Source organism: uncultured Plantibacter sp., from assembly GCF_963518075.1.
GTDB lineage: Bacteria > Actinomycetota > Actinomycetes > Actinomycetales > Microbacteriaceae > Plantibacter > Plantibacter flavus_A.
In genome coordinates, this window is sequence record NZ_CAUQHZ010000022.1 from 22701 (window position 1) to 30104 (window position 7404).

The following is a 7404-nucleotide window of genomic DNA, read 5'->3' on the forward strand; positions in this document are numbered from 1 at the left end:
GTCAGCGGCGGTCCAGCATCAGGGTGTCGCCGGTCCAGCGCCGACGGAGCCACCGGTCGTGGCTCGCGATGACGACCGCACCCGGGTAATCGCCCAGCGCGTCCTCGAGCTCCGTCGCGAGCGCGAGCGACAGGTGGTTCGTCGGCTCGTCCAGGAGGAACAGATGCGGAGGCCTCGCGATGATGAGCGCCAAGGCCAGACGGCGCTGCTGCCCGACGGAGAGCCGACCGATCGGACGGTCGAGATCGCGAAGCGCCAGGAGCCCGAGACCCGCGAGCGGGGTCCGCGCTGCACGCGCCTCGCCGAGCGCCCGGTCGTAGACCTCCCGAGGTGATCGATCCGCCTCCGGGAACGCGACGTCCTGCTCGAGGAGCCCCACCCGGAGCCCCTTCCGCCGGAGGAGGGTCCCCGCATCGAGACGCAGCGAACCGGCGAGCACCGACAGGAGCGTCGACTTCCCCGAACCGTTCGCCCCGGTGACCAGCACGCGCGACCGGGGCGCCAGCTGCAGGCGTTCGAGGTGCAGCCGGCCGTCGACGCGGGCGTCGGCGAGGTCGAGCAGCTGCTCCCCCTCGTCGAGGACCGTCGAGCCGCTCGGGATCCCTGCGAACAAGAGTTGGCGAGGCGGGCGCCGCACCTGCTCGCGCTCGAGGACCTCGAGTCTGAGCTGCGCGTTCCGCACCCGCCGACTGATCTGCTGCTCGACGCGGTCGCCTCGCATGCCGAACGCCATCCGGTTGTTGTCGCGGATGCCCCGATCGTGGTTGATCCGCGGGGCCACGTCGTGCACCGCGGACGCGAGCCGTCGCAGCTCGGCCTGCTCCTCCTCGTAACGCGTCGACCACCGGTCGAGTTCTGCGGCCTTCCAGCCGAGGTACTCACTGAACGGCCCGCCGAACTCCACGACGGGTGATGCCTCGTCGACGGGGACCGGGCGGGACGGATCGATGTCGACGAGCCCCGTCGCCACCTCGTCGAGGAAGGCGCGGTCGTGGCTCGCGAAGAGCACCGGGCCCGGCCACTCCGACAGGTGGCCGCGGAGGAAGGCGACCGCCTCGTCGTCCAGATGGTTGGTCGGCTCGTCGAGCAGCAGTGCGGTCGGTCTGGCGACGAGGAGCGCGGCGAGGGCGAAGCGGGATCGCTGTCCCCCGCTCACCTCACCCAGTCGTCGCGACCGTTCGATCCCGGTGATACCGAGGCCGTCGACGACCGCGTCCAACCGGGCGTCCGCCGTCCAGACGTCCGCGCGTTCCGCCGCGTCGAGCGCGGCGGCGTACCGCTGCTCGGCGGAACCGTCACCGGCGGTACCCCGCTCACCGAGTGCCGACGCCGACGTCTCGAGCTCCTGCTCGACGGCCCGGACCTCGCCGAGCGCCTGCTCCAGCAGCTCGCCGACCGTCGTGTCGTCCGGGAGTTCGAGTTCCTGCATGAGGATGCCGGTGCGCACCGGGCGGACGGCCTCGCCGTCGTCCGGCTCGTCGATCCCGGCGAGGATGCGCAGCAGCGTGGACTTCCCCGCGCCGTTCTCGCCGATCAGGCCGAGACGGTCCCCGGCCGACACGACGAGGTCGACGTCGCGCAACACGACGCGGTCGCCGTAGGAGCGGGTGACGCCGTCGGCGCGGAGCTGCTGGATGTCGATGGATCGCCCGAACCTCGAAGCGGTGCGGCGGTGGACTGGTGTTGCGTGGGTCACGGGTGCTCGCATGGAGGCCCCTTTCGAGATGGGGCACGCCGCGTACGGTCGTCGTCCGACACGTCAGGAGTGAGCGCTGGGCTCGAACTCCTGGGCGGACCTGGAAGCGTCTGGCGTACCTCGATGGATTCCCGCCGGGCACATCACGTTCGTGATGGTCTGCCGCAGGCGCGGGACGTCGATTCGCTCAGTTCTTCACAGTGCCTTCAGGCTATCCGTCGGTTGTCGGCCGCCGCAAGCCCTGCACGTCACCGGTCCCGATTAGGCTGGTCGTCATGCGTGCTCCGTCGGTCCCCTCGCCCGCGCGGCGTCGCCGTGGGCATCGATCGGCCGCGGCCTCGCTGCTCGCCGCGCTCGGTATCGGTGCGCTCGTCGCACTCGGCGCACTGCCGACCACGCCGGCGACCGCGGCGAGCTCGCAGTTGAGCCCGACGCAGACGACGCCGACGCCCACTCCGAGTCCCTCGCCGACCACGCCCTCGACGGCGACCCCGAAACCGACGAAGCCGGCGAAGCCGGCTCCCAGCAAGCCCGCCCAGCCGACACCGCCCACGGTCCGCGGTACGGACTTCGACCCGGGCGAGATCATCAGCGACGCGAACTTCTACGACGCGAACGCCATGAGCGAGGCTGACGTCCAGGCGTTCTTCGCCTCCCAGCCCTGTACCCCGAAGGACGGCGTGCCGTGCCTGGCGGACTTCCGTGCCAGCACCGAGTCCGTCCCGGCGGCCGAGCCCGGACACTGCGAGGCCTACCGCGGCGCCGTGAACGAGTCGGCGGCGAGGATCGTCGCGAAGGTCGCCCACGCGTGTGGGATCAACCCCAAGGTGCTGCTCGTCCTCATGCAGAAGGAGCAGTCGCTCATCACCGGGCCGAGCGAATACGGCTACGCGCGCGCCATGGGCTGGGGCTGTCCCGACACCGGCCCGAACTTCAGCGCGAGCTGCGACGCGGACTACTTCGGGTTCCAGAACCAGGTCTACCGTTCCGCATGGCAGTTCCGGCAGTACACGCTGTACCCGCTCAACGTGCCGGGTGAGTCCTACCAGCGGGCGTATCACCTGGGATCGGTCTACATCCAGTACAGCCCCGACGCGGCCTGCGGCGGCACCCAGGTCGACATCCGCAACCAGGCGACGGCCAACCTCTACCTCTACACGCCGTACCAACCGAACCCCGCAGCCCTCGCGAACGTCTCGGGCACGGGCGACGCCTGCAGCGCCTACGGCAACCGCAACTTCTGGCGGCTCTACACGGAGTGGTTCGGCCCCGCGGTCTGATCGCCCCGTCGGTCCGCCCGTTCTCGGGCGAACGGACGGGTCACTCGCCGATGAGGAGTGAGACGCGGTCGTCGAGGTAGGCGTCGAGCGGAGTGAGCCCGAGGTCGTGCCCGGCCCAGCGGAGCATGACCGCGTCGTCGACGAGGCGCAACGGACCCGAACCCTCCCGGAGTGACGCCTCGTCCAGCGCGAGCTCGACGACCTCGAAGTTGACGACGTCGCCTTCGGCGAACGGGCCGCGGTGCGCCGCCTGCTGCGCGATCCGACGGTGCTCGACCTCAGAGGAGCGGTGGTTGAACCACTTCGGCTCCACCGCCCGCGTGGACTCGGCCGCGGTGAAGAGGCGACCGTCGGCCGAGAGCAGGACGACCCCGAGGCGCCACGCCCGGCCGATCGGCCGCAGCGCGGGTGCCCGCTTCACGAGCGGGAGTCCGCGGGGTGTGTAGACCTCCGCCAGAGCCTCGTCACGGACACCTGCGGCCTGGAGACGCGCGCCCGCCTGCAGGAGCAGCTCGCGCAGCGCGGTCACCGACGGTCGCCGATCAGAGGACGTCGTCGCGACCGGACAGCTTGAGGGCGTCGACGACGCTCTTCACCCGCTGCGCGTTGGCACTCGTGGTGACGAGCAGCGCGTCCGGGGTGTCGACGACGACGATGTCCTGCACGCCGATGAGGCTGATGACCCGACCGGTCTGGCTGACGACGATGCCGCTGGAAGCGTCCGAGAGCACGCGCGCGTTCTCGCCGAGGATGGCGAGGTCGGACTTGCGCCCACCGGAGTTGAGCTTGGCGAGCGAGGCGAAGTCCCCCACGTCGTCCCAGTCGAAGTGCGCCGGCACGACGGCCATGCGACCGGCGGCCGCGGCGGGCTCCGCCACGGAGTAGTCGATCGCGATCTTCTCGAGCGCCGGCCAGACGCGGTCGACGACCGGCCCGCGGGCCGCCGCGTCGTCCCAGACCTCGGCGAGTTCGAGGAGGCCGGCAAGGAGTTCGGGCTTCTGTCGGCCGATCTCCTCGAGCAGGACATCGGCCCGCGAGATGAACATCCCGGCGTTCCAGAGGTGCTCGCCGCTCGAGACGTACCGCTTGGCCGTGGCGAGGTCGGGCTTCTCGACGAAGGAGTCGACCAGCATGACCCCTTCGGCTCCGCGGATGCCGAGGTCGCGGGCGCTCTTGATGTAGCCGAACCCGATGGCGGGCTCCGTGGGCTGGATGCCGATCGTGACGATGTAGCGCTCCTCGGCGGCCGTGACGGCCTGGGCGACCGCGGCGCGGAACAGCCGGTCGCCGCGGATCACGTGGTCGGCGGCGAACGAGCCGACGATGACGTCGGGTTCGCGGCGGACGAGGATCGCGGCGGCGAGCCCGATCGCGGCGGTCGAGTCGCGCGGCTCGCTCTCGAGGACCACGTTGGCGTCGGCGAGGTCGGGCAGCTGCTGTTCGACGGCCGCTCGGTGCGCACGCCCGGTGACGACCATGATGCGCTGGTCACCGGCGATCGGCGCGAGGCGGTCCCAGGTCGCGCGCAACAGCGTGCTGCCGGAGCCGGTGAGGTCGTGCAGGAACTTGGGTGCGTCGGCTCGCGAGAGCGGCCAGAGACGACTGCCGATGCCGCCGGCCGGGATCACTGCGTAGAAGCGTTCGAGGGGCGTGGTCATCCCCCGAGCGTACCGCCAGGCTCCACCCTGAGGACGACGGCACGGAAGCGTCATCTGACGGGTTTACGATGAGCGCCAGATCGAGCATGAGAAAGAACGGTACGAGCATGGCTGGACGCAACGTCCTCGGGATCCCGATCCCGTCCTTCGGCAGCAAGCAGGCTCCCCCGGTCCCCGTCGGTCCGCCGGACGCAGCGGACCTCGACGGCCGCAACAGCATCGTCAACGCCTGCATCTACCGCCACGGATCCCGCAGCTCGACGCTCACCTCGCTCGAGGACACCTTCCGCGCACTCCATGAGACCCCGGACGGCGTCGCGTGGATCGGGCTCTACCGGCCCGACGCGGGCGAGCTCGGCGTCCTGGCGGCGGAGTTCGGTCTCCACCCGCTCGCCGTCGAGGACGCCATCACCGCGCACCAGCGGCCGAAGATCGAGCGGTACGACGACGTCCTGTTCGTCGTCCTCAGGGCCGCCAACTACGTCGACGAGACCGAGACCGTCGAGTTCGGCGAACTGCACGTCTTCGTCGGCCCGAACTTCGTCATCACGCTGCGGCACGCCGAGTCCCCCGACCTCTCGCACGTGCGGGCGCGGATGGAGCAGGAGCACGAACTCCTCGCCTACGGTCCGCAGGCCATCCTGTACGCCATCATCGACGCCGTCGTCGACGGCTACGGCCCGGTGGTCGCCGGGCTCTCGAACGACATCGACGAGATCGAAGAGCAGGTCTTCGTCGGCGAGTCCCAGGTCTCCCGCCGGATCTACCAGCTCTCCCGCGAGGTCATCGCCTTCGAGCGGGCGACGCACCCGCTCAGCGATGTGATGCTGTCGCTCGAACAGGGCAGCGCGAAGTACGGCGTCGCCGACGAACTGCAACGCGGCCTCCGCGACGTCGCCGACCACCTCACGAGCGTCAACCAGCGGATCGACGCCTACCGGGAGCTGTTGCGCGACATCCTGACCGTGAACAGCACCCTCGTCGGTCAACGCCAGAACGAGGAGATGGCGAAGATGACCGAGGCGAGCCTCAAGCAGGGCGACGAAGTGAAGAAGATCTCCTCCTGGGCCGCCATCCTGTTCGGCCCGAGTCTCATCGCGGGGATCTACGGCATGAACTTCACCCACATGCCGGAGTTGTCATGGTGGTTCGGCTACCCGATGGCGCTCGCGCTCATGGCCACCACGAGCGTCATCCTCTACAAGGTGTTCAAACGTCGGAACTGGTTGTGAACACCCGGTGTCACCCGGTCGTCGCGCAGATGTCCGGCCTCTCTCGACGTCGAGACAGTTAGGCCAGCCTTAGCGGCGGGACGGCGCATCCCCCGCCTACACTTGGTCCAGCGCGCCGATTCGACGCACGGCAGGCAACAACCCCCGCACGGCAGAACGATCTGCCGCAGATAGCGACTATCAGGGAGGACCTCGTGACCGCGAGTCTCACGCGAACGTCACCGTTGGAATCCACGACATCCAAACGCCCGGCCGGCACCCTGTACCGGGGCCGTGAGGGCATGTGGTCGTGGGTGCTCCACCGGATCACCGGCGTCGCCATCTTCTTCTTCCTCCTCGTGCACGTCCTCGACACCGCGCTGGTGCGGGTCTCCCCCGAGGCGTACAACGCGGTCATCGGCACGTACAAGAACCCCATCATGGGGCTCGGTGAGGTCGCACTCGTCGCCGCCATCGCCTACCACGCGTACAACGGCATCCGCATCATCCTCATCGACTTCTGGTCGAAGGGCACCAAGTACCAGCGGCCCATGTTCTGGATCGTCATCGGTCTCTGGGTCGTGACGATGCTGGGCTTCACGCCGCGCCACCTGATCAACGTGTTCAGCGAGATGGGCCACTGATGACGACGATCGCCGCTCCCCGCACCCCCGCTCGTCCCGCGCGCCGCAAGGGCGTCAACTGGGAGAAGTGGGGCTGGATCTACATGCGCGTCTCCGGCGTGATCCTGCTGGTCCTCATCTTCGGCCACCTGTTCGTCAACCTCATGGTGGGTGACGGCATCAAGGCCATCGACTTCGCCTTCGTCGGCGGCAAGCTCTCGAACCCCTTCTGGCAGTGGTGGGACGTCGCCATGTTGTGGCTCGCGCTGATCCACGGCGGCAACGGCATGCGCACCATCGTCAACGACTACGCCACGGGTCGCACGATCCGCGGCGTCCTCAAGGTCGCGATCCTCGCCGCCGTCACCATCCTCATCATCCTCGGGACCCTGGTCGTCTTCACCTTCGACCCGTGCCCCGCCGGCGCACCTGCAGACCTGCTCGCGTCGTTCTGCCCCGCCAACTGAGCAACCGAGACCGAGCAACGGAAACCGTGACTACAGAAACCACCGAGTCCACCGTCATCGACGGCATCCACTACCACCAGTTCGACATCGTGATCGTCGGTGCCGGCGGTGCCGGCATGCGCGCCGCGATCGAGGCCGGCCCCGGAGCGAAGACGGCCGTCATCTCCAAGCTCTACCCGACGCGGTCCCACACGGGAGCGGCGCAGGGCGGTATGGCCGCTGCGCTCGCGAACGTCGAGGAGGACAGCTGGGAGTGGCACACCTTCGACACCATCAAGGGCGGCGACTACCTCGTCGACCAAGATGCTGCGGAGATCCTCGCGAAGGAGGCCATCGACGCGGTCATCGACCTCGAGAACATGGGTCTGCCGTTCAACCGCACCCCCGAGGGCAAGATCGACCAGCGTCGCTTCGGCGGCCACACCCGCGACCACGGCAAGGCTCCGGTCCGCCGCGCCTGCTACGCGGC

General features: G+C 69.3%; 8 protein-coding genes. 5 read left to right on the top strand and 3 right to left on the bottom strand.

Translation table 11 applies throughout. From position 1 onward, the window contains the following. Position 1: 1 nt before the first annotated feature. Positions 2 to 1708: an ABC-F family ATP-binding cassette domain-containing protein gene (locus RWN05_RS17180; protein ID WP_314140475.1), complete on the bottom strand. Its 1707-nt coding sequence runs from the start codon at positions 1706 to 1708 to the stop codon at positions 2 to 4. Positions 1709 to 1971: 263 nt separating this feature from the next. Between RWN05_RS17180 and RWN05_RS17185 the strand changes: the two genes are divergently transcribed. Beyond that, a complete protein-coding gene (locus RWN05_RS17185; protein ID WP_079002878.1) occupies positions 1972 to 2976 on the top strand; it encodes a hypothetical protein in 1005 nt (334 codons plus the stop codon). Positions 2977 to 3016: 40 nt separating this feature from the next. On the opposite strand, the gene RWN05_RS17190 is transcribed toward RWN05_RS17185, so the two are convergent. Then, positions 3017 to 3505, bottom strand: a complete 489-nt coding sequence (locus tag RWN05_RS17190; protein WP_079002879.1) for a hypothetical protein — start codon at positions 3503 to 3505, stop codon at positions 3017 to 3019. A gap of 13 nt (positions 3506 to 3518) precedes the next feature. Continuing rightward, the gene (locus RWN05_RS17195) at positions 3519 to 4634 is read right to left on the bottom strand and encodes a mannose-1-phosphate guanylyltransferase (RefSeq protein WP_064294827.1); all 1116 of its coding nucleotides are present in this window, start codon (positions 4632 to 4634) and stop codon (positions 3519 to 3521) included. Between the two features lie 107 nt (positions 4635 to 4741). Here RWN05_RS17195 and corA point away from each other — a divergent pair, with 107 nt between their 5' ends. The 4 genes from corA to RWN05_RS17215 all read left to right on the top strand — a co-directional run. After that, positions 4742 to 5866, top strand: coding sequence for a magnesium/cobalt transporter CorA (corA, locus tag RWN05_RS17200; RefSeq protein ID WP_071262530.1), 1125 nt, complete (start codon positions 4742 to 4744; stop codon positions 5864 to 5866). 194 nt (positions 5867 to 6060) lie between these two features. After that, positions 6061 to 6489, top strand: coding sequence for a succinate dehydrogenase, cytochrome b556 subunit (sdhC, locus tag RWN05_RS17205; RefSeq protein WP_255376691.1), 429 nt, complete (start codon positions 6061 to 6063; stop codon positions 6487 to 6489). Further along, positions 6489 to 6935 (top strand): succinate dehydrogenase hydrophobic membrane anchor subunit, encoded by a 447-nt coding sequence (locus RWN05_RS17210; protein ID WP_064294824.1) that lies wholly within the window; start codon positions 6489 to 6491, stop codon positions 6933 to 6935. Before sdhC ends, RWN05_RS17210 begins: the two co-directional genes overlap by 1 nt. A 26-nt stretch (positions 6936 to 6961) precedes the next feature. After that, positions 6962 to 7404: FAD-binding protein (locus tag RWN05_RS17215; RefSeq protein WP_314140479.1), on the top strand; the 443-nt coding region annotated here is incomplete at its 3' end.

Coding starts and splice junctions, on each gene's coding strand:
- RWN05_RS17195 (WP_064294827.1), bottom strand. CDS start 4,634: ATGACCACGCCCCTCGAACGCTTCTACGCAGTGATCCCGGCCGGCGGC.
- RWN05_RS17210 (WP_064294824.1), top strand. CDS start 6,489: ATGACGACGATCGCCGCTCCCCGCACCCCCGCTCGTCCCGCGCGCCGC.
- corA (WP_071262530.1), top strand. CDS start 4,742: ATGGCTGGACGCAACGTCCTCGGGATCCCGATCCCGTCCTTCGGCAGC.
- RWN05_RS17185 (WP_079002878.1), top strand. CDS start 1,972: ATGCGTGCTCCGTCGGTCCCCTCGCCCGCGCGGCGTCGCCGTGGGCAT.
- RWN05_RS17180 (WP_314140475.1), bottom strand. CDS start 1,708: ATGCGAGCACCCGTGACCCACGCAACACCAGTCCACCGCCGCACCGCT.